This is a genomic window from Bradyrhizobium sp. CCGUVB14 (assembly GCF_024199935.1).
Taxonomy (GTDB): Bacteria; Pseudomonadota; Alphaproteobacteria; order Rhizobiales; family Xanthobacteraceae; genus Bradyrhizobium.
Window position 1 is genome coordinate 1,904,314 of sequence record NZ_JANADS010000001.1, and the last position, 20,702, is coordinate 1,925,015.

General features: G+C 58.6%; 16 protein-coding genes and 3 pseudogenes. 12 read left to right on the forward strand and 7 right to left on the reverse strand.

From position 1 onward, the window contains the following. The first annotated feature begins 7 nt into the window (after window positions 1–7). Both NLM32_RS08860 and NLM32_RS08865 read left to right on the forward strand, forming a co-directional pair. Entirely contained in the window at window positions 8–1,408 is a 1,401-nt protein-coding gene (locus NLM32_RS08860; protein WP_254128710.1) for an aminotransferase, read from the forward strand. A 172-nt stretch (window positions 1,409–1,580) separates the two neighbouring features. Beyond that, window positions 1,581–2,624: a molybdopterin-guanine dinucleotide biosynthesis protein B gene (locus NLM32_RS08865; RefSeq protein ID WP_254128711.1), complete on the forward strand. Its 1,044-nt coding sequence runs from the start codon at window positions 1,581–1,583 to the stop codon at window positions 2,622–2,624. 151 nt (window positions 2,625–2,775) lie between these two features. On the opposite strand, the gene NLM32_RS08870 is transcribed toward NLM32_RS08865, so the two are convergent. Beyond that, window positions 2,776–3,258: a MarR family winged helix-turn-helix transcriptional regulator gene (locus NLM32_RS08870; protein ID WP_254128712.1), complete on the reverse strand. Its 483-nt coding sequence runs from the start codon at window positions 3,256–3,258 to the stop codon at window positions 2,776–2,778. A 477-nt stretch (window positions 3,259–3,735) separates the two neighbouring features. Here NLM32_RS08870 and NLM32_RS08875 point away from each other — a divergent pair, with 477 nt between their 5' ends. Then, a complete protein-coding gene (locus NLM32_RS08875; RefSeq protein WP_254128713.1) occupies window positions 3,736–5,271 on the forward strand; it encodes a porin in 1,536 nt (511 codons plus the stop codon). A 638-nt stretch (window positions 5,272–5,909) separates the two neighbouring features. Here NLM32_RS08875 and NLM32_RS08880 read toward each other — a convergent pair. Then, entirely contained in the window at window positions 5,910–6,386 is a 477-nt protein-coding gene (locus tag NLM32_RS08880; RefSeq protein ID WP_254128714.1) for an Lrp/AsnC family transcriptional regulator, read from the reverse strand. 546 nt (window positions 6,387–6,932) lie between these two features. Between NLM32_RS08880 and NLM32_RS08885 the strand changes: the two genes are divergently transcribed. The 3 genes from NLM32_RS08885 (at window position 6,933) to NLM32_RS08895 (ending at window position 8,856) form a co-directional block, all read left to right on the forward strand. After that, window positions 6,933–7,430, forward strand: coding sequence for a hypothetical protein (locus tag NLM32_RS08885; protein WP_254128715.1), 498 nt, complete (start codon window positions 6,933–6,935; stop codon window positions 7,428–7,430). 215 nt (window positions 7,431–7,645) lie between these two features. Further along, entirely contained in the window at window positions 7,646–7,855 is a 210-nt protein-coding gene (locus tag NLM32_RS08890) for a hypothetical protein (RefSeq protein ID WP_254128716.1), read from the forward strand. Further along, window positions 7,852–8,856, forward strand: coding sequence for a site-specific integrase (locus NLM32_RS08895; RefSeq protein WP_254128717.1), 1,005 nt, complete (start codon window positions 7,852–7,854; stop codon window positions 8,854–8,856). The genes NLM32_RS08890 and NLM32_RS08895 overlap by 4 nt, the downstream gene beginning before the upstream one ends. Window positions 8,857–9,066: 210 nt before the next feature. Here the strand turns inward: NLM32_RS08895 and NLM32_RS46300 are convergent. From NLM32_RS46300 to tnpB (NLM32_RS08920), 4 genes and pseudogenes are all read right to left on the reverse strand, one after another. Continuing rightward, window positions 9,067–9,352, reverse strand: a pseudogene (locus NLM32_RS46300) (transposase). Between the two features lie 69 nt (window positions 9,353–9,421). Next, window positions 9,422–9,481: pseudogene (locus NLM32_RS08910) on the reverse strand (hypothetical protein); the annotation flags it as partial. Window positions 9,482–9,553: 72 nt separating this feature from the next. Further along, window positions 9,554–9,883: a hypothetical protein gene (locus NLM32_RS08915; RefSeq protein ID WP_254128720.1), complete on the reverse strand. Its 330-nt coding sequence runs from the start codon at window positions 9,881–9,883 to the stop codon at window positions 9,554–9,556. A gap of 29 nt (window positions 9,884–9,912) precedes the next feature. After that, window positions 9,913–10,259: pseudogene (gene tnpB, locus NLM32_RS08920) on the reverse strand (IS66 family insertion sequence element accessory protein TnpB). A 1,208-nt stretch (window positions 10,260–11,467) separates the two neighbouring features. On the opposite strand from tnpB (NLM32_RS08920), the gene NLM32_RS08925 reads away from it, so the two are divergent. The 6 genes from NLM32_RS08925 (at window position 11,468) to NLM32_RS08950 (ending at window position 18,522) form a co-directional block, all read left to right on the forward strand. Next, a complete protein-coding gene (locus NLM32_RS08925; RefSeq protein ID WP_254128721.1) occupies window positions 11,468–11,908 on the forward strand; it encodes a transposase in 441 nt (146 codons plus the stop codon). Next, window positions 11,889–12,242 (forward strand): IS66 family insertion sequence element accessory protein TnpB, encoded by a 354-nt coding sequence (gene tnpB / locus NLM32_RS08930; protein ID WP_254128706.1) that lies wholly within the window; start codon window positions 11,889–11,891, stop codon window positions 12,240–12,242. The genes NLM32_RS08925 and tnpB (NLM32_RS08930) overlap by 20 nt, the downstream gene beginning before the upstream one ends. A gap of 765 nt (window positions 12,243–13,007) precedes the next feature. Beyond that, window positions 13,008–14,183: a group II intron reverse transcriptase/maturase gene (ltrA, locus tag NLM32_RS08935; protein ID WP_254128553.1), complete on the forward strand. Its 1,176-nt coding sequence runs from the start codon at window positions 13,008–13,010 to the stop codon at window positions 14,181–14,183. Between the two features lie 150 nt (window positions 14,184–14,333). Next, window positions 14,334–15,941 carry an IS66 family transposase gene (locus NLM32_RS08940; protein ID WP_254128722.1) on the forward strand — a complete coding sequence of 536 codons (1,608 nt, stop codon included), beginning with the start codon at window positions 14,334–14,336 and terminating at the stop codon, window positions 15,939–15,941. A gap of 391 nt (window positions 15,942–16,332) precedes the next feature. Further along, the gene (locus NLM32_RS08945; RefSeq protein ID WP_254128723.1) at window positions 16,333–16,956 is read left to right on the forward strand and encodes a hypothetical protein; all 624 of its coding nucleotides are present in this window, start codon (window positions 16,333–16,335) and stop codon (window positions 16,954–16,956) included. Between the two features lie 117 nt (window positions 16,957–17,073). Next, window positions 17,074–18,522 carry an amidase gene (locus NLM32_RS08950; protein ID WP_254128724.1) on the forward strand — a complete coding sequence of 483 codons (1,449 nt, stop codon included), beginning with the start codon at window positions 17,074–17,076 and terminating at the stop codon, window positions 18,520–18,522. Window positions 18,523–18,744: 222 nt separating this feature from the next. On the opposite strand, the gene ltrA (NLM32_RS08955) is transcribed toward NLM32_RS08950, so the two are convergent. Beyond that, window positions 18,745–20,127, reverse strand: coding sequence for a group II intron reverse transcriptase/maturase (gene ltrA, locus NLM32_RS08955; RefSeq protein ID WP_254128725.1), 1,383 nt, complete (start codon window positions 20,125–20,127; stop codon window positions 18,745–18,747). Window positions 20,128–20,702: the final 575 nt, after the last annotated feature.

Sequence of the window (20,702 nt, forward strand, 5' to 3'; positions counted from 1 at the left end):
AATTGAAATGATTGACATCAAGACAATCGCTGAACGGGATCGCTCCAGCGTTCTGCACCCTTTCACTCAGCTCAAGGACTTTGCGACCGGCAAGATCGGTGATCCGACAATCGTCACAGGCGGAGAGGGCATCCGTATCAATGACGCAGAAGGGAGCAGTTACATCGACGGCTTTGCTGGTCTTTATTGTGTGAACATCGGTTACGGTCGCACCGAGGTGGCCGAAGCCATTGCGCGCCAAGCCTACAAGTTGGCATATTATCACACCTACGCTGCACACACGACCGAGGAGCTCGCAACACTCTCCGATCGCCTGGTGCGAATGGCACCTGGTAAGCCGAGCAAGGTTTTTTTCGGGCTGTCGGGATCGGATGCCAACGAGACCCAAGCGAAGCTCGTTTGGTACTACAACAATCTGCGTGGTCAGCCCAAGAAGAAGAAAATTATCTCGCGCGAGCGAGGCTACCATGGCTGTTCGGTCATTTCGGGTTCTATGACCGGCATGTCGTTCTATCACGATCATATGGACCTTCCCTTTCCTGGCATCTTGCATACAGGCGCTCCGCATCATTATTGGGGTGCCGAGCCAGGTGAGACGGAAGAGGACTTTTCCCGCCGCCGCGCGGACGAACTCGAAAAGCTGATCTTGCGAGAAGGACCCGACACCGTCGGTGCTTTCATCGCAGAGCCGGTGCTGGGCACCGGAGGTATCACGCCGCCGCCTATTGGGTACTGGCGTGAAATTCAAGCGGTGCTGAGACGCTACGACGTTCTGCTGATCGCCGATGAGGTAATCTGTGGTTTCGGCCGAACCGGTGCGGACTTCGGCAGCACGCTGTACGAGATCGAGCCTGATCTCGTGACCGTTGCCAAGGGGCTTACCTCGGGCTACGTCCCGCTCTCGGCCGCTATCGTCGGCGAAAGGGTCTACAAGGTCATGGAAGAGGCAGCCGACCGTGTCGGTGCATTCTCGCATGGCTACACATATTCCGGGCACCCAATTGCTGCCGCGGCTGCGAACGCGGTCCTCGATATTGTCGAGAAAGAAAAGCTTAGCGACCGCGCCAGGACCGTCGGTTCGCATTTCCAGAATAGGCTCAAGCAGCGCTTTGCACAGCTTGAAATCGTGGGCGAAGTAAGAGGCGTGGGCTTGCTTGGCGCGATCGAGTTTGTTGCAGATCGCCAGGCGAAGAAGCGATTTGATCCGTCCCTAAAGGTGGGGGCTCGCATATCGAAGGCTGCTCGCGACCGCGGGCTCATTGCACGAGCAATGCCGCACGGAGACATTCTCGGCTTTGCACCGCCTCTCGTTGTATCCGAAACCGAGATAGACGAGATCGTCGAGCTGGCATATCAAGCGACTAGGCAAGTCATGGACGAGCTCGCAAGGGAAACTGCGGCCACTTGAATCCTATTTGCATGCCGTTGCAGGCGTGATCCGCATTGCGCAATAACATCTTAGGCCTGACAACGATGTCTCGCCAATGGAAATCAAGGCCGCTCCTAGCGATCTCCACAGAGGGCGGGGATTCGCTGATTTATCCTGAGCGGGAGGAAGGATCACTCCGAGGGGCAAGCAGATGGAGCGCGCTGCATATTCTGAGGCGATCAGCGATCTCGTGTCCACACGCCGAGGCGCTGCGATGTTCTTACGCAATCTGGCTGCTGATGGGATTTGCGGATCCAGAACACGACAGCATTGGGCGGCAAAGTGGACGAACATCGGAGATGCTCACCAATTGCGTAGTGATCTAACCTTCAAAATGGGCCCCTGCGATCAGGCTGCTGAGGATGGGCTTTGCGCATTAACGGCCTTTGAAGTTGCAAGGCGGCTCATCGACGAGGAGAGCCCGAACTCTCAAGACATTTCGGCGAAAGTCGAAGCCATTGCTCGGCAGCTTGTATCGTTTCGAGGTCGCAAGATAGAACGGCTACAGATCGCGTGCTGCGAGCCCTCCGATTTTTCGGCTTATTACTGGTCTGCGAGGGAGAGCGATCTGCGCACTCCCGCAGTCATCTGCATCAGCAAGGAGGGAGAAACAGCAGCGACGCTGCTTGGACGGCTGTTGCCTGTTGTGATTGGTCGCGGTCTGTCGATACTGACTGTTTCCCACGATCACGTTTCACATTGTCCACATTGCAAATCGACGTTCATGCTATCTTGCTGCCTGGACTATCTGTCGGAGCGACCGGACATCGATGCCAGGCAAATTGGCGTGTATGGAGAAGGATTGTCGGCAGCCACAGCGACCGAACTTGCCGCGTCCGATCGCCGCGTCACCGCCGCTGTTTGCGACGCTGGTCTTTGGAATTGGGTGAGGCTTCTGGCATCAGTCGAATGGATGACCAAGGCTGCTGATGTGATAGACAGTGACGTCGGATCAACGCGTCGCTCTCTGCTGCTTCGTCAACTAAGATGCCCAGCACTCGTCGTCGCCGGCGGCAGTGGCATCGTCAGCGTGGAAGAGGCCGCAACGTTGAAGGCCGAATGCATGACGAGGCACGTTGATCTGGAGGTGATCATACCGCAAATGATTCGAACTCGCTCTGGAGACATCGAGAACTTCGTCACCTGCGACGAGGACGTTTTCAAATGGCTAGAGCTTAAGCTCGCGCACGGTTAGCTCCATGGTTGCTGGTGCCAAATTAGCGGCGACGCCTCGCCGACACGAGTATTCACTGCGGCTTTCGGTTGCGCAGATCTACACGCGACATGCGTATAGGGAGATTCACAGAATCAAATTGGCCTGCTGCTAAGTTCAACCGCCGCCTGTACTACAACATGCCTATGCTTAATTTTTGAGATGCAAGGCGACTGTTCTTGGCAATCAAACTTAGCCGCTTGTTGACATAGTCAAGCGAGGCACCATCTAGGCCTTCGATCATTGTCGAGTTGAGCGCTTGTCGCTTCGTCGAAAGCCTTGCTATTTCCGTCTTGGCATTTTGCGTCAACGACAGCTGGACGAATCTTGCATCATCAGGGGATGGATCGCGGGCCAGAAGGTTCATCGTCTCCAGCCTTTTCGTTTGACTCGTGACGAAAGGCGGATGGATCTTCAATTTATTCGCAACCTCTATTCCCGAAACGCCTCGGCCGGCGTCGAGCTCGTCGATTGCCATTAGAATCAGCCACTGCGGCTCGGTTATTCCCAACATCTGAGCCCAACTCTTATGGATCTCTCCCAATTGAGAGTGGATCTCGACAATGTTCCAGACAAAGTCCCTGAGAGCTCTGTCGATTTGTTCCCCTTCGTCCATAATGCTCTTCCCGCCACGGCCATTGGTGCGATCGATGGGGCTCTCGCGATGATCCCCGTGGGCACAAGTAGCATCCTAGGCAGCCGCGAACACATCGCGAAAGTACATATCGGCCATGTAACATAGTAATTTGCTTGTATAATTAATTTGATATATCATTTCTTCCCAGATCGTTGGGCTCCGCCTGGCGATCATGTAAAAATCTCCAAGAAATCCTCCGGGGATGCCCCCTCGGAGGTTCTTTTTTGCGCGAAGCGTCTCCCTCGGGGGGGGGTGTTGCGAAATTACGACAGATCGACAGAAAGAGTTACTGGTAGTAATTAATGAATTGCAGTAATTAATAGCGCCAAGTAGACGTCGTGCTGACAGCGAGGGGGCACCTCGAAGTCGTTCCGTCAAGCGCCTACCCAGGGGTGAGGCTAGCAGCAGCGGATCTTTGAAGGACGGAAACGACGTTTCCAACTTGGAGGTTCATCCATGAAACTGACGAAGACTCTAATGCTCGCCTCTGCGGCAATGTTTGCAAGCGTGGGGGCGCATGCTGCCGACCTTCCCGTGAAGGCCAAGGCAATCGAATATGTGAAGATTTGTTCGCTGTACGGTGCCGGGTTCTATTACATCCCTGGGAGCGACACCTGTCTCAAGCTGGGTGGTTACGTGCGCGCCAACACGGCGATCGGTGCGCAGGGCCTCTGGGTCGCCCCAACCGGTGGCCTCGGTGGTGCGCACAATCGCCTCAGCAACTATTATACGTCGCAATCCCGTGCGGACCTCAGCATGGATACACGCACAGCGACCGAGTACGGCGTTCTTCGCACCTACGCCGAACTGGCCTTCACTTGGAGCGCGGGCGGCTATGGTGGTGCCGGTTCGACTGCTGTTAATGGCGCTACGGCCTATAACGGAAGCAACCCCGCCGGAAGTGGGAGCGGGATGATCTCTGGTGGCAGCCTGTCGATCTACTACGCGTTCATGCAGTTCGCCGGTTTCACCTTGGGTAGAGCGCAGTCGCAGTTCTCCACTCCGTGGACTAACTATCCGGCGAATGGCTATGATGGCTTGCCGGGCGGCGCAGGGTGGGAGGCTGTCAATCAGATTGCCTACACCGCGGACTTTGGGCAGGGGATCACGGCTAGCTTCTCGGCTGAGGAGCAGGTCGTTCGCGGCACGACCAATATTTGGAACGTGAGTGGTGCAACCGCCGCTGGTCTCGCCACCGGCGCCTACGGTGTTGGAGACATCGGGGGATCGCGGACTCCCGACCTCGTAGCGATGCTTCGAGTTGACCAGGCTTGGGGTCTTTTCCAAGCATCGGTTGCCGCGCATGACAATCATGCTGGCTACTATGGTGTCGATGAAACAACCGGTCATCCTGGTGATAAGTGGGGCTGGGCTGGACAGCTCGGGTTGTCGATCAAAAACGTCCCGACCGGACCGGGTGATACGATTAACATCCAAGGCGTGTATACCAACGGAGCGTCGGTGTACAACTTCCAATCGTACGGGCCCACCACTTTCGCACTGTACGGCAGTGCGGGCGTGCCGGGAGCTTACCAGAGCGTCGGCCTCGCCGGGGTCTCCGACTCCGTTTTCGTTGCTGGCGCTGGTCAGCAGTTGACCACGACTTACGGCTTCAATGGCGGTTATACCCACAACTGGAACGCAAACTGGAGCAATTCGCTCTGGGGCGGAATCGGTGCTGTCCGGTACAACAGCACTGCCAAGGGCTACATCTGTGGGGCCCTTGTGACGACGCTCGCGCTGTCGACCGGCCTCGGCGGTTGTAACCCTGACTTCAACTACTCAGTTGTGGGTGCCACCACACGTTGGAATCCCGTCAAGAATCTGACGTTCACGGCCGAAATTGCTTACGTCATGCTCGACCAGAAGTATGCGAGCGGAAGCACTGTCACGCTGCCGACCCAAGCAGGCATCGCCAAGCCCGCGGGCGCCTATGAGCTCAAGGATCAGAACAGCCTGGCGCTGCTGCTCCGCGCTCAACGCAACTGGTGAGTTTTTCCGTCCAACTAGCGCAAGGAGAAGTGGCTCTATAGATCTAGTTTAACCTCCAAGAAGGCCTCCGGCATGCCCGCCGGAGGCCTTTCATTGTTTGCGTTGCTTTCTAGCGCGCCCGCAACAGTGTGCGAGCCGGTCTGCGCGTAGCAGCAGTCAAAAAGCCTAAATGGAAGCGGCTCCTCTGGCACTACTATGGCATCGCAAGCCGGCGCGGCGCCGTAGATCGTCATGCCAGCCTACAAGTTCTCCTCGGCCAGGCGAACTTTCTCCTCGTAGCTGCATCGCCGCCGGCGCTCGGCGCCCGACACATTCCCTGCATCCGTGGGCTACCTCAAAGCTAGACTTGAAAAATGAAATCCTCGGGCCGCCTCTCAACTACACAAGGCGGTCGTGACGGGAGATAAGCTGATGCGGCCGTCGGCCCAGCAGTAAGCGCTTCGTCCTACACGGTTGTCCAGTTAGGAGAACCCTCCAGCATAGAGACGTCTCCGGAATCCAATAAGAGGGCGGCGATGTTTAGAAACGCAATTCTACGCCATGGGCGTGTGTCGAACTTTTGGCTCCGAGCTTCGATACTTTCACTATATCCACTGCCCGGCGTGGACGCAGCTAGAACGTCGAGAGCAATAAATGCATCAAACCTCTGGCGGTACCTCGATCGGAATAGCAAAGCCCGCTTTGACCCGGTCCATTATCACCATTGTCTTAAATCCTTTGATGTCCGAATTTTCATAAAAGAAGCGACGTGTGAAGAGTTCATAATCTTCCATGGTGCGCGCGGTGACGTAGAGGACAAAGTCTGCGTCGCCCGTGACGTAAAATCCATTGACGACCTCAACTGAGGATTTGATCGTCTTCTTGAACTTGTCGATTATGTCAGAACGCTCTCGCTCCAGCGTCACAAGCACCAACATCTGAATTGGCCTTCCCACCGCCTTTGGCGAAACGATCGAGACGTCAGCCTCGATAATGCCTTCGCAACGAAGACGCTTCAGTCGCCGTTGACACGCCGTGGCAGACAGGCCCGCTAGTTCGCCGATCATCTCGGAAGTCACGCGGTTGTTCTTTTGCACGATCTCGAGAATGCGGGCGTCTATTCGGTCGTATTGCATACTCGTCTCCAGGCAGCGAGGATTTTCGTCGCTAGAATCTTAAGCATTGCAGGAAATCGTTCAATGAGTGGGAGCGGCGACGCAAATCATCTCTAGGCAGCGTATGCGATATCTACTGGTTATTTCAACAACTGACGATGCAGCACTTTGAATGTGATTCTCGATTGGCCGTCCACACTGGCTGGGCCGCTGCAGAGGTCGCTCCCACTCGCGACCTGAATCTTCGGCTGCGGAAGCATGATGGTGATGCGACTTGGAATTCGTGCGGATGGAGCTCAGTGTTGGGATCGTGCGCGCCTCGATCTGTGCGCCTCTCGGACCAGCCCACTTCATTCCGCGGGCCCGTTGTCCAGCGGATTGTTCATCTTCATCCTGGCGTGCGCTATGTTTTACATGCGCTCCCAGGCCGAAGGACAGCCGCGGGCTCATCGACCCTCATTTGCTTTTCGCATAAATGCTTCGCATTTGGTCGCCTTCACGCATGATCACGGCAAATAACGTCTAAAGATCGGAGAAATTGTCGTTGGTCTGAGTTATGCTGGTTGCATGACCTCAAAAAATTCGCCTTCACTTGGGATACTCCATCTCGAACGCGGCGTGCCGGTTGGTGCCGCGCCGCCAAAACCGGCGGCGCCTGGCGCGGTCTTGAATCCGGCCACCTTCGACTTCCCGGTTATCGTGGAAACCGTCGAGGGTGCTTGGGTCGAGAATGTGGTTCGTGGCGATCCGACGCTCGAACCAGCTTTCATTGCAGCCGCTCGACGATTGGTCGAGCGGGGTGCCGCCGCGATAAGCTCAACGTGTGGCTTCTCCATTCGCCATCAGCCGGCTGTAGCAGCATCGGTCCAAGTTCCCGTTGCGATGTCTAGTCTCCTTCTATTGCCTATGTTACTCCGGCAATTGCCGCCCAAGGCGAAGATTGCCGTCCTGACATATGACGCGGTGCATTTTGGAGATGATCTGTTCGGGTTCGATGACCCCGTCGAGCGGGCGAGGGTCGTTGTAGGGGCATCGAAGGTGGCAAGTTCTGGCATGACGAACTGAAGCGTCCTCCTCCTCCCACGGACGTCGCCGCGATCGAAGCAGATGTCGCTGCATGCATTACAAGGCTCCGAAGGGAACATCCAGAAATCACCGTAATCCTGTTTGAATGCGCCGCGTTCCCCACTGTTGTGGCGCCCGTCGACGTGATCCGTCGAGCGGGGCTGAAGCCGCCAGAAGGGCGAACGGGTCCCCGTCTTCATGACCTGCGCCACTCAATGGTCGTGCACCGTATCCTCGAATGGTACCGCTCGGGCATCAATCCGCAAGACCGGCTGCCGTTCCTCGCGACCTATCTCGGCCATAAGGATATCCACTCCACCCTCATCTACATCACCGTTACACAAGACCTGCTGCATCTTGCGAACGAGCGGTTCAGGGCCGTAGGCGCGCCCTGCCTCGATCTGGGGCAGGAGGTGCGGCCATGAACAAGGCGAACGCGTTCCCGGAGTTGATGCGTGCGTTCTTCTACGAATGGCTCGTCGAGCAACGCAATGCATCAATCCACACGGTCCGGTCCTATCGTGACACCTGGCGGCTGTTCCTGCGGTTCGTCGCACAACGCGCGGAAAAGAAGGTGGCGGTGATCACGCTGGCCGATCTGACTGCCGACGGGGTGGCTGCCTTCCTCGGTCACGCCGAGCACGACCGCGGCGGTACGATCGGCACGCGCAACTGCAGGCTTGCCGCGATCCGCAGCTTCTTCAACTTCGTCGCGACCAAGGACCCCGCATCGATCGCTCAGTGCGTGGAAATCCTTCACATCCCGGTCAAGCGGGCGCCGGTATCGGAACCCTGTTATCTGGACCCGGCGGAGGTAGCAGCGATCCTTGCCCAGCCAGACCGCTCCACGCTCGAAGGCATACGCGATCACGCACTGCTCTCGTTCCTCTACAACAGCGGGGCACGGATACAGGAGGCTCTCGACCTGTGTCCCAGGGCGATCCGGTTCGATAGCCCAAGTTGCGTTCGTCTTACCGGCAAGGGCCGCAAGGAACGCATCTGCCCACTCTGGCCGGAAACTGTGCTGTTGCTGAAAAAGCTGCTGGCGCGACAGCCGCGTGCATTGGACCAGCGGCTGTTCGTCAACCGCTATGGCGAGCCGCTCAGCGCATCCGGCGTTCGGTTCAAGCTTGCGGCCTATGTAAAGGCGGCGGCCGAAACCACGCCAACGTTGCGGACTAAGCATGTGACGCCGCACAGCTTCCGACACGCCACCGCCGTACACCTCGTCTCGGCGGGTGTCGACGTCACCGTTATCCGTAGCTGGCTTGGTCATGTGAGCCTCGACACCACTAATCACTATGCCCGGGCCAATCTGGAAACGAAGCGAAAGGCGCTGGAACAGGTCAGTGCTCCGGAATCGGCACGGCATCCCCCGTCATGGAAGCGGGATACGAGCCTGCTCGCCTGGCTCGACACGCTCTGAAATAATGCGAAGGAACGTCAATCAAAAACAGTATCAATCCCGCATCCGGCGGCGTTCCTTCACCTTACCGCCACCTCGCGATTATCCGGCTAATGACGAGCTCACCATTTCCCCTTAAAGCCCTTCAATTGTCCGGCGATCTCCTCCGTGCTGCGGCCGTCGGCGAACACATAGGCCGCCGCTGGCGGCGAGGAGCCGCCCCATGGCCGGTCATCCATCGCGCGTCCAGAGCTGGCAGATGCGGGTGCGACCTCGTCCGGGATCGAGCACTGGCATCGGTGTCTCGTCGCAGAACAGGCGCGGTGCGGACTGGATCGTACGCAGCTGGAGGTCATAGAGGCTCTTGAGCCAACAGGCTGCACGCTTCACCGAGCGGCGACGTCGCCCTGTCGAGATGGATGCCGTGGCCGGCCAGAATTTGCACCTGTCGATACAGCGGCAGATACCAGATGAACTTCGAGACCACGACATGGCTCACGAGTGCGGTCGAGACCATGCCGCTCTCGATCAGGCGCGGCAGCGCCCTCACTTGGACCACACCATCGGTGCAGCCGCGGCAGCCATTTTATTTGGGACGGATCGCGCGCAGCACCCGCAGGATCGCCGGGATGATGTCCAGTACCTCGCTGACGTCCTCGCCGGTCTTGCGAAGCTGGCCTTGGCAGCATGGGCACTTGCCTCCGACACCAGCACCTGTTCACAGCGCGGCAGGTGCTTTGGAAGCGCGCCAATGTTGCGGGTGCGCCTTCTTGCGCGATTTGTCAGATGGGTTCGCCCCAGCCACATCATCGCTGGCGGCCGCACGCAGCGTAGTGTCTGCCTCAAGATCGCCCAGCTCGAGCGCAAGCTGTTCGTCCACAAGCACCGCAAGCCGCTCCGAGTGCTTCCCGAAGATCATCTCCTTGAGCGTCTGCATTGCCACGCGCAGCTTTTCGTTCTCAGCGTCAAGCGCGAGCACCATCTCGGTCAGAGCCGCCGGATCGGCCGGAAGAGCGTCGGGACGAATCGTCATGATCAGACGATACATCCTCACGGCGCGTGCTCCAGCGAAAATCCTCACCCCTCAGCCGACATACGCGTCCACTCGAGCCCGTCGTCGATCAGCATCGCAAGCTGCGTCGTACTGATTGCACAACGCCGTCGCGGATCGGCCGCCAGGTGAAACGTCCTTGGTGCAACCACTTTGTTACCAGCACCTTGCCGCTTCCGTCCCATGCCAAAAGCTTCACTCTGTCCATGCGCTTGCTGCGGAACACGAAGACGTCGCCGCAATACGCGTTCGCGCGCAATGCTTCGCTCACCAGCGCCGACAGCGTATGCACCGATTTGCGAACGTCGACTGGCTGGACCGCCAGCACCGGTCTGACTGTTGCGCAATCACCGGATCCCTCGAAACGCCGCAAGTACCGTCGCAAGCGTCACCAGTTCCACGCCTGGCTCGACGCGGATCCACGCCCTATTCACCTCGATCTCGACCACTCCGCAGGCCTTGACCGGCGGTGCGGATCTCAAAAGGCCTCGTCTGTGCCAACGAAATACACTCGGACTTACCGGCCGTTCCGCCGCCGCTCTCGGCGCCAATTTGGGTCGGCACGAACTTTGGCCCTTTGCTGGCCACCGCCGTCGCGACTTGGCGTCGCCACGTCGTGAGCAGCCCCGCGGAAAACGCCATTGCACCGCGCCACCTCGGAGATGTTCGTCCCCTATTCAAAGCTCTCAGCCACGATCCGGGCCTTCTCTTCGCTCGTCCACCGTCGGCGGCCGCTTCCCAGTGATTACTTCAATGCAACGATAGAAGTCACCTTCCCGCCTCGCATCAAGCATGGCGGTTGCCATTGTTCGACCGTAAACGGTACGAGACCGTACCGCTATCGTTCCACCTCCACCAATCAGCTCATCCCAAGCTCTATCGCGCGCAAGCCGAGGCGTGGCGAGGTTGTGGGTCTCATGCCGGTTACCTTGCAAGGAGCGCTTGGCAGGGTGTTAGCCTTCACTCCGAATGCGGGACAATTTCCGCGGGGCACTCATATTCGCCCAGCCGGAAGCGGCGGAGCCGCTAGTTGCTGTAAGATGAATAGCAAGATTTGCTCGACCAAGCCGCCCGTTTCGCGACAGTCCGGACGGGCCGCAGGCGCCTTCGACGCAAGCGAGGGCTCGCCAAGCAAGTCCGCCGATCACTTCGAGCTTACGATTCCCGGCAGGTGCGATGCATCGCTGTATAATGGCGGCGATGGCAGAATTTCGTAATGTGAAAACCAAGCGAGTGGGACGATACCGGGGAGACGCGCACCTAAATCGCCCCACCCGGGTCATCGCGCCTAGACTCTATGTTCGCCCTCTGAGGTGACGGGCGAGCATAGGGTCTTGGGGGCTTGGAGCGGAGCAGCAAGAGTGGACGACGTAAGTACACTTTGAGGCGCGCGCCAGCTTAAATCCTTGGACAATCCATGTTGAGCCCGGAGCTTGAGATTGTGGCGCGCATAAGCGCGGTCAAAGAAGACGTAAGCGCTGCCGCTCAGATTTACTTTGTAAGCGCTCTTTTCTACGCACCTATGCATTTGAGCGCGGGGATGGGATGAGGTGTCCACCAAGAGCGAGGTGGACACCATCGATGATGACTCCAGAAGAACCTTTGAGACTTGAGACGGCCGGCGTGTTGCGCAATGGCCGGCGTCGCTATGATCCAGCCAGCAAACAGCGGCTGGTCGAGGCCTGTCTGCAGCCTGGGGTGTCGCTGGCGGGGCTGGCGTTGCAACACGGCGTGAACGCGAACCTGCTGCGCAAGTGGGTAGCCAAGCGACAACTTCAGAACGGGGATGGCCAGCCGGAGGCGCGAGCGCCGATTGCGCCAGCCTTTATTCCGGTTCGCGCGCCGTCGCCAACTCGATCTGCTGGCGCGATCGCGGTTTGCGCGACGGAGCGACCCTGTGCAGGGCGGCTGACGGCATCGATGCCCAACGGCGTAACGCTTTTGCTGGAAGGCGGCGACGCGCAGTTGCTGTCGGCGGTGATTGAAGCGCTGGGGCGTTGCGATGTTCCGACTGGCGTCTGATCTTCGGGTCTACCTTCACCGCGAACCGATTGACTTCCGGGCGGGCATCAACAGCCTGGCGATCGTGGTGGAGCAGTCGATGGGGCTGGATCCGTTCCAACGCGCGGTGTTCGCGTTCTGCAATCGTCGCCGCGACCGGATCAAGCTGCTGATTTATGATCGGTCAGGATTTTGGATGCTGCTGAAGCGGCTGGAGGCCGACAGATTCCACTGGCCCCGAAGTCAGGAGGCGGTGCTGACGCTGACGATGGAGGAGCTGCACTGGCTGCTTGACGGCATCAACATCGCGGCGGTGCGTCGTCATCCGGTGCGGCAATATCAGAGCGTGGGCTGAGCGTGTTCGATGCGGGCGGCGTCATCGGGCTTCGGCATGGCCGTTCTCAGATGACGCCGCCGAAGACATGAAGAAGACGTGGGAGCCTGGTTGACGCGGCGGCATGACTTCGATTCAAGACTACGATGAGTGTGCGTCCAGCGAAGGCTGGCATGTTCAGTAGGAGTTAGTCCTACCGGGGTAAAAGTCAGTGCCCTGTAGCACGGATAGCAGGAGGGGAGGAAACGAACCTTTTGAAGCCTATCGACAAGTCTCCCGACGGGGAGATCGCGAGTCATCGGGCCGTATCGAAAGAGAACGCGTTGTGGCCTCGAAATATTGAAGACCGAGGGCCGAGCCCCCATTCATCGGGCGAAGGCAACATGGGCAGCCGAAAACTGACTGACACGGCTGTGCACCTCGGCGGGGTGGAAGCGACAGCACGATGACAAGGACATGCCGAGCAACTGGAGAAGCCCTCCTCGTCCCGGCAAGAAATTGTCGGAGCAAGATAGGCCATATAACCGGCGAACACCGGGAAAGTGGTCGAAGACGAGAGGGTGGCGGCCGGGTCCGTATGTAGCTGCGAAGTGGCGTAACGGCCGTGGAGCGAAGGGACCCTGCCATTTGTGAAGTCTCCAACGCAAGGAAGGCAAGGACGAAATGATAAAAGCGTCCATCGATTTGCAGGACCTGAGGCGGAGACTATACGTCAAGGCGAAGGCTGAACCGTCCTGGCGTTTCTGGGGCCTATATGTCCACGTCTGCAAGGTGGAGACGCTACGCATGGCGTATGAGATGGCTAGAGAAAATGACGGCGCTCCGGGAATAGACGGAGTGACCTTCGGAGCCATCGAAGCGCAAGGCGTAGATGCTCTGCTTGAGCAGCTACGGGACGAACTGATCGGGCATACCTATCGACCACTTCCGGCGCGGAGACAGGAAATACCGAAGGACGGGAACAAAGTTCGAGTCCTTTCGATTCCGGCGATCCGCGATCGGGTGGTCCAAGGTGCGCTCAAACTCATACTCGAACCTGTCTTCGAGGCGGACTTCCAATCGGGGTCGTTTGGATACCGGCCCAAGCGGGCAGCACATGACGCGATCAAGCGAGTAGCAAAGGCAATAACGCAACGGAAGACGCGGGTCCTCGATTTTGATTTGCGAGCGTATTTCGACAATATTCGGCATGACCGGTTGTTGACGAAAGTGGCGCAGCGGATCAACGACGCGGACATCATGCACCTTCTAAAGGTTATGCTGAAAACCTCTGGCAAGAAGGGCGTTCCGCAAGGCGGAGTGATTTCACCCTTGCTCAGTAATCTCTACCTCAACGAGGTGGACAAGATGCTGGAGCGGGCGCGGGACGTCACACGCATCGGCAAGTACACCGGTGTCGACTACGCGAGATTCGCAGACGATCTGGTGATCTTGATTGACGCCCACAAACGTCGTGACTGGCTGGTTGGTGCCGTTATCAAACGGCTACGGGAGGAATTTGTCAAACTTCAGGTAGAAGTCAACGATGAGAAGAGCCGTACAGTCGACCTGGAGCGAGGCGAGAGCTTTGGCTTTCTAGGTTTCGACTTCCGCTATCTCCGCAGTCGACGTGGAGTGATGCGGCCGCATATGACGCCTAAGCTCAAGAAGCGAACGGCGATTATGCGGGAGCTCAAGGAAGTATTTCGACGGCATCGGTCGCAGCCGATTGAGAGGATAATCAACCTGATCAATCCGAAGCTCCGTGGCTGGGTGAACTACTTTGCGGTTGGGCACTCCAGTGAGTGCTTCAGCTACATCAAAGAGTGGGTAGAGAAGAAGGTCAGGCGTCATCTGACGCGGGCGCAGAAACGGAAGGGCTTCGGCTGGAGGCGGTGGAGTACATCATGGCTGTACGGTACCCTAAAGCTGTTTAATGGCTATCAGGTGACATACAACATGACGAAAGCTGCCCCAGTGTGATGAGCCCATAAACCTTAGCGCGAAGCAAATGGGTGCGCGTAGTGCGGGAAATCTGCACGCTGCGTGCGACGAGGCGGGGGCTGGAAACGTGCTCGACCAAGAGATCTGGTCGAGTGGCGCGCCAGCCCTCGACCCTACCGCAAGCCCACGATGCACGAGCTGGAAGCCTTGATCGCGGCGCACGCGGCCAAGATCGCGGCGCTGAAGGCCGAAAACGAGAAGCTTGCACAACGCGTGCTGCATCTTGAGGAGCAGTTGCGCCTGGAGCGCCTGCGCCGGTATGCGCCGAAGAGCGAAAAGCTCAAGGAGCGCATCTTCAACGAAGCCGAGCAGGCCGCCGCTGAAAGCCGGGACGACGACGATGTCGAGGCGGTCGCCGTGCCGGACACGGGATTGCCGGAGGCTCCAAAGCCGGCGCCGAAGACACGCGGCCGCAAGCCGCTGCCTGACGATCTGCCGCGCCAACGCCTCGAACATGATCTGGGTGAGGATCAAAAGGACTGTCCGTGCTGCCATAATCGGATGCATCGGATGGGCGAGACCGTCAGCGAGCAGTTGCACGTCGAGGTGAAGGCGTCGGTGCTGCAACATGTGCGGTTCAAATATGCCTGCCGTCACTGCGAGCGCACCGCGCTGAACACCCCGATTGTGACCGCGCCGATGCCGGCGCAGCCGCTGCCGGGTAGCGTCGCCACGCCATCGACGCTGGCGCTGGTGCTCGCCAACAAATACGTCGACGGCACGCCGCTCTACCGTGTGGCGGACGCGCTGGGGCGCGCCGACGTCAGCATCAGCCGCGGGACGCTGGGCAACTGGGTGATCCGGGCGAGCGAGTTGCATCTGCATCGGGTCTATGACGCGTTACAGCAAAAGCTCAGGTCGCAGCCCCTGGTCCACGGCGACGAAACCTGGGTCCAGGTTCTTAAAGAGGACGGCCGTGATGCGCAGGCCAAATCCTTCATGTGGGCCTATCGCAGCGGCCAGGACTGCGCGCAGCCGGTCGTGCTGTTCGATTACCGGCCCGGTCGCGGCCAGGAACATCCTCAGGCCTTCCTGGCCGGCTTTCGCGGCTTGTTGATGAGCGACGGCTATGACGCCTGGCGCACGCTGACAGGCACGACCCATCTCGGCTGTATGGCGCATGCGCGCAGGAAATTTACCGATGCGCTCAAGGCCAGGACAAAGCCTGGCGGTCCGCCATTGCAGGCGCTCAGGTTCTTCGAGGCGTTGTATGAGGTCGAGAGGGTGGCGCGCCAGACGCCGCCCGACGGCGAAACGTGCGCCGCATACACCTTGCGGCTGCGCAAGCAGCATAGCCTGCCGGTATTGGCCGCCTTCCGGACCTGGCTCGACGACCAGGCGCCGAAGGTCCTCCCCGAAAGCTTCACCGGCAAGGCGATCGCCTATACGCGCAACCAATGGGATTATCTGACCCGTTACACCAGTGACGGTCTCGCCCCGATCGATAACAATGTTCTGGAGCGCGACATCAGGCCGTTTTGCACCGGACGAAAAAGTTGGCTGTTCAGCGACACCGTTGCCGGCGCCAAGGCAAGCGCCGTGATCTACAGTTTGGTGCTGACATGTCGGGCATGCGGCGTCGATCCCTATGCATGGCTGCGTCACGCGCTCACCGAATTGCCCCAGCGCGCGCCAGACGCCGATATCGAAGACCTGTTGCCGTTCAACTGCATCGCTCAAAAAAACTGCCAGCTGACAACGACAGCGGCTGACGGTCGAACGCTCAGGATCAATTAAGCCGTTCCGATGATCCCGCTGGCGCCCGGCGTCACGCGACACACCGTGGGCAGCCGCGCGCGCAGCCTGTGCAGTAAAATGCGCGCTTACTTTACTTTGCATGCCCCGGCCGAAATGCAACTGACATAATTCTTCGCCTTCGCACGGTGCGGCGCCGAATTTCGTCCATGAAAGGGGCGAGATTGATGAAAATAGGCAGTTAGCCAGCCTGATAACTACCTGGGTGGAAGCAAAAAGCCCCAAGGTCGTCCAGTCAGAAACGCACGTGCGGGGAATCAGTGAGTTACCCCCAAGGCGCCTCATGCAGTCGTATCCGTCAATCTCGACGATGCACGCAGTTACAACAATCCCTCAAGGCACCCCGGTCTGGCGGTCAACGCCGGGATGGGGAATGGCGTTGATGCTACGTCGCAGCGATGCCTTTGTGGAGTTTTGCGGCGTTCAGGAGACCTACGACTGCGAAACGCTGGTCGTTAAGAATCTCAATGTGGATACCGCTGGGGACGAGTTTCTAACGATGTTCGGGCTTTGGCTAAGGCAAGGCACTGACTCTCATATGCTTGCCGATTTCGAGCTCGGGCTCAGCCGTCCGAATTTTCCCTGGCGAACGGTCGTGATGGACCTCTTGATCTCGCCCATGATCGAGCTGGTCGTCATCACAATGACACTGTGTTTTCTTGAATGCCGATATCGGACTGCTCAACAGGTCTACCGGGCTGGTCCTAGCGCACGCCACCCCGGTCATGCCCTTTGTCGTCATCGCCGTGACCGCGAACCCTGCTGGGTCTCGACCACTCTTTCACCAACGAAGCCCGCCGGACTTGTCGTCCCGCCGCTCATCTTCTTTTTCAAGGTCCCCAGCATGATCCTCGGTCGCTCTTCGCCTTCATCACCTCGAGGAGGAGGTAGCGCTTTTCGTTGGGAGCCCCGAGCAGCGCGCGCTGCCCAAGGTGATCTCTCCGGCATCCGCAGATATATCACTCAACCGCCATCACTGCTGGCGCTACCGTGCTGATCCTGTCTTCCATCGCTATCCTCATCACGATCGAGCTGGCGGCGCTCGATGCGCCTGGGCGGCATCGCCACCACCCGACGGTTCCCATCAGAAAAATGTAGGAAAGGGACATCTAAAATGAAATTGAGAGAATACGTCGATCACGATGCCACAGGGTTAGCCTCTCTTGTGCGCGCAGGGGAGATTGCGCCGTCAGAATTGACGCAGCTTGCCCGCGAGGCGCACGACGACGTCAATCCCCGCATCAACGCGGTTATTGAATTCTATGAGGATGCTGAGACTGTTGCGGGCGCTGACGGGGGGGCCTTCCATGGCGTGCCTTTCCTTCGCAAAGATGCCAGCGCCATCGAAGCCGGCCGCCTCCAGGAACGAGGCTGCCGGCTGTACAAGGGCTATCGTCCCGATATCGAAAGCTTTTTTTTTCGCCGGGCTCGAGCTGCCGGTCTCCGAACGCTGGGAAGAACGACGGCACCGGAAATCTTTGGCGGCTCCGGAATGAGCCAGTCCATTCTCAACGGTATCACCGGCAATCCATGGAATCTGCATCGCTCCGCAGGCGGCTCATCTTCTGGTGCAGCCGCGGCAGTGGCTTCGGGCATTACTCCCATGGCGCATGGGAGTGATGGTGGCGGATCCATTCGCATTCCTGCCGCCTGGTGTGGCCTTGTCGGATTGAACCCCTCGCGCGGGCGTATTTCGGGTGGTCCGAACAACCAGGATAGGTCGTTTGGGCTGCCTCGTGACTTTGTTCTATGTCGAACTGTGCGCGACATGGCGGCCGCCCTGGATGTTTTTGCCGGTCCCCATCCGGGTGATCCGTTTATCATCGTCCAGCCTCACCGAACATACGTGGAGGAACTTTCTCAGCCGACTGGCACTCTCAGAGTAGGGCTTGCTATGACCGAATGGGGGACGGTCGAGATCGAGCCCGAGATCCGACAGGCCGTCGAGAGGACGGCTACGCTTCTTGAGGAAATGGGGCACACGGTGACTGAAATTCCGCCACCGTATGAGTCCGCCGAGTACAATAAATTACTTCTTCCCGTGCGGACGCTCAGCAGTAAACTCGGTGCAGATTCCCTCGAGAGCGACGCGCGAGCCATGGGACGGCGGATCGATTCAAACACCTTGGAACCATGTAGCCTCAAGCTTTATGAATATGGCAAGTCTCATCCGGCTTCTGTGGCAGATGCGCTTGAAGCATTGCGGAGGATAAGGTTCCAAGTGGGTGAGACGATCCATCCCTTCGATATTCTTCTGACTCCGACGATGCCAAAAGTTGCGCTACCCCATGGCAGCATCTATTGCACGACAAATCCGACGCTGTCCGCTGAGGAATATTGGAAAGCGGATGCCGCGCTTTACCAATATTTGGGAGTGTTCAACGTGACTGGACATCCGTCCGTATCGTTACCTTTGGCGCAAAGTCACAGCGGGCTGCCGATCGGCTTGCAGATCGTCAGCCGTTTCGGCGACGAGGCCACGTTGGTCCGTATCTCACGCGATCTGGAGGAGGCCAGACCATGGCACCACCGGCGGCCAACTGTTAGGGCAGGAGTGGTCTGAAGCTATCGATTTCGGGCCGCCACGCCTCTCGTTGGTCGTTGCCGACTCAATGCGCGACATGCCGCTCGTGTCGGCCGCGTTATGATCGTGCTTTGCCAAATGCTTTGAGAGCATGTTGTTTTTCGCTGGAATCGGGATTGATCGGGATAGGGGGACGTCTCGCGACGCCACCCCTCCCACACCACCGGGCATACGGGTCCGTACCACGGCGGTTCGATCGAGTTAAGCCGGCACAGGCATGAAGACTCGGGGGAGACCAAGAGAGTCGAACACATGATTTCGTAGGGCGTGTTGAACCGCCGGGTGTCCGGACATGCGCCAGAGTCCCGTCGGTGAACCGGCAGCGACCGATGCGGCGAACTTCGCGATGCCGAGGCGGCGAAGCTCCGTGAATCGGTTATGCCCGTTCCGCCATTGCCGCCAGAGATACAACCGCAGTCTCCGGCGGATCCAGGCTTCCAGGTTCGTGAGCACGCGCGGGGTCTGGCAGAAGCCGAAGTACCCGCGCCATCCGATGAGGTATGGCGTGAGGTCTGCGATCATCTGCTGCAAACTGACCCCTCGCGTCCGGCATGTGATTTCCCGGATTCGGTCTTTGAACTTGTCGAGGGCTTTCGGCGCAATGCGTCGCTCGCTCCCGTCATTCGCAATGCTGAATCCGAGAAATTTACGTTCCTCGGGTCGCGCCACCGCGCTTTTGGCCTCGTTGACTTTCAAGCGGAGCTTGTCGGTCAGGAACCGGCTGATCGAGGCCCTCACCCTTTCGCCGGCGTGGAGGCTGCGAACATAGATGTTGCAGTCATCCGCGTAACGGCAGAACCGGTGACCACGTCGAGCCAATTCCTTGTCGAGATCGTCGAGCACGATATTACTGAGGAAGGGCGAGAGCGGACCGCCTTGCGGGGTCCCTTCGTCCACCGGTCGGACCAAACCGTCTTCCAATACCCCGGCATTCAGGAATGCCCGGATAAGCTTGAGCACGCGTTTATCGGGTATCCGTGCGGCGACGCGCGACATCAGGATGTCGTGGTTAACTCGGTCGAAAAATCTTTCCAAATCGAGATCAACCACTACGTTGTAGCCATCGGCGACGTAACGCTGTGCCTGGGCTACAGCCTGGTGGGCAGACCGCCCCGGCCGAAATCCGAAACTGTGCTCCGAAAACGTCGGATCCCATCGCTCTTGGAGAACTTGCAACACGGCTTGTTGAATCAGGCGGTCGACGACACAGGGGACGCCGAGTTTCCTGACCCCGCCATCCGGCTTCGGGATTTCGACCCGCTTAACCGGCTGCGGCCGATAGTTTCCGTCGAGCAGTTGAGATCGAATGTTTGGCCAGTGCTGACGCAGGAACGCCTTCGCGTCGTCGATGGTCATCCCATCAACGCCAGGGCTTCCTTTGTTCCTTTTAACACGCTTCCACGCTCTTTCGAGGTTCTCTCGGTCGCACACCTCCTCCATCAGTTGTTCTGTGAAAGCCGAGTTTTCGGTGGCTGATTTCGCCATGAATGGTGCGGTCTCCCCGTCACCGCGCGCCGGGGCTTCACCCCGGTCCTTCGGTTCCAAGGCCAGCACTTGCTGGTTGTTCTGCCGCTTTCTATTCACGAGATACCAGTCCTACTTGCTCTCTCAATCGTTCGGGCCTTCAGCCATCGTTTCCGGCTCCGCCTATCTGTTTCTCCACCTTTCGGCCTTGGAGTGCCTCAATAGCTTTGCCGACAGCCTGACCTAATACGCCCTCAGCTGACTTCTGCTCGGCGGTCAGACGGCCTCGCGGTCGTCTCAGTCGCCCGGGGGCGACACCGGGCAGATCTCCCGGGGTAAGCTCAATCGCCTTCGGTGCACAACCGCCGGATCTACGCTTCGCATCCTTGATGGATCTGGACTTCGCGATGTGTCGCCCGCTCGTCCGACGCTTGCGCCTCATATCCGGTTTTTGTTCATCGGCTCGCACCTTTGATCCACGCTTCCTTCAGACCCCGCCTCGCGACGGCAGCCCTTGCGTTTCACTAACCCTTCACCTCCATCAGGTTGGGTGGAAGACTTTCACTTCCGAGCTATTGAGCATGCCCGGCACACAACGAAGCCGCTGGCGCGGCATGTAGGGAGGCATAGCAAGGATTGCCTCCTGTCTGAGAGGATTGCGGGTTTTCAAAGCCCAACCCTTCAGACAGGAGGTT